This is a genomic window from uncultured Methanofollis sp., from assembly GCF_937919355.1.
Lineage (GTDB): Archaea > Halobacteriota > Methanomicrobia > Methanomicrobiales > Methanofollaceae > Methanofollis.
This window is the reverse complement of the sequence record NZ_CALFSA010000023.1, coordinates 1-1,144: the sequence shown is the minus strand read 5'-3', so window position 1 is coordinate 1,144 and position 1,144 is coordinate 1. Positions and strand designations below refer to the sequence as shown.

The 1,144-nt window shown below is 62.3% G+C and carries 2 protein-coding genes; one reads left to right on the top strand and one right to left on the bottom strand.

Annotated elements, in window-relative coordinates; genetic code table 11:
* Positions 1-16: 16 nt before the first annotated feature.
* Complete coding sequence (locus tag Q0520_RS01385; protein ID WP_298665693.1) at positions 17-502, bottom strand: hypothetical protein; 486 nt, start codon at positions 500-502, stop codon at positions 17-19.
* A gap of 215 nt (positions 503-717) precedes the next feature.
* Between Q0520_RS01385 and Q0520_RS01380 the strand changes: the two genes are divergently transcribed.
* Positions 718-1,144: hypothetical protein (locus Q0520_RS01380; protein WP_298665692.1), on the top strand; the 427-nt coding region annotated here is incomplete at its 3' end.

The following is a 1,144-nucleotide window of genomic DNA, read 5'->3' as shown; positions in this document are numbered from 1 at the left end:
CAGACGTACAGGGCGATCAACTCCGCCACCCCCAGATGCGGGCGAGGAGACGGCTTGCGTGCCTGTGCGAGAGGCCCTGGATGGTCAGGATGGCGATGACCATGCCGGCGATGAAGTTCTCGGGGGCAAAGCCGATGGTGGCGAACCCGGCGACCATCAGGCTTGCAAGCACTGCGCCTGTCGTCCCGGCATAGCCGGGGTCATGACAGATCCTGTTCCCGATATAGACAAGGACGGCCGCCGCGAGTCCTCCGGGAAGGCCGGCGACATAGACCCCGCACGCGGCGAGGAGGGTGCCGGCCGAGGCGTCGGGCGAGGAGACGATGTTCCCCATCATTGTCCCGCCCGCGAGGGCGCCTCCATGTTCTTCGACACTCCGGCCGATGGCTGTCGCACCGCTCACGCCTCCCTCTTCCGGAAGTTTGAAGACGATATCGACGGTGACGAAGAGGACCCAGCAGAGGACGGCAGCGATCACGATCTGTTGATAGTCAGCAAGCATCTCCTCTCTCCGCGTCTATTCATTAAACCTAATTAACCCCGGCGCACCCATAAATATTTTTATACGGTTCTGTACGAGGCAAATCCGGGTGTTTGCCGATTGATTGAGGTATTTGCGACCATCCTATAAGAAATCTCAGATAACGGCAGTGCCGGAGGGCGTCTCTCCCCCCTGCAAGATTTTATCCCTCCCAGGGCCGTATCACTGTATATTCCATGACGCATGACCGCCTGACCCTCATCCTTGTCCTCGCCGTTTTTGCCGTCACGGCCCTCGCCTTCTGGAACCTCCTCTGGGTGGTCGTCATTGCGGCGTCCCTTGCCGTCGTCATCCTGCCCCTGAAGAGGTGGTTCTGCCGGTGGGTGGGGGAGGGCATGGCGGCCATTCTCACCACCGCCGTCGTATTTCTCGCCCTTACCGTGGCGGTGGGGTTCACGGTCGGCGTCCTTGCCATGAACGCCGATTATCTCGCCGAGATCGTGCAGGGGATCCTCACCTGGATCGGGACGGCGCCGGGGACGACGGCGGGGGGACCGCTCTCGTCGGCAGGCGTCGCCACCTGGGCAGGGGAGCAGGTCGACCGTTTCGGCGACTGGGCCGGGAGTTTTGCCTCCGAGGTGCCGATGCTCGTCATCGACGGCA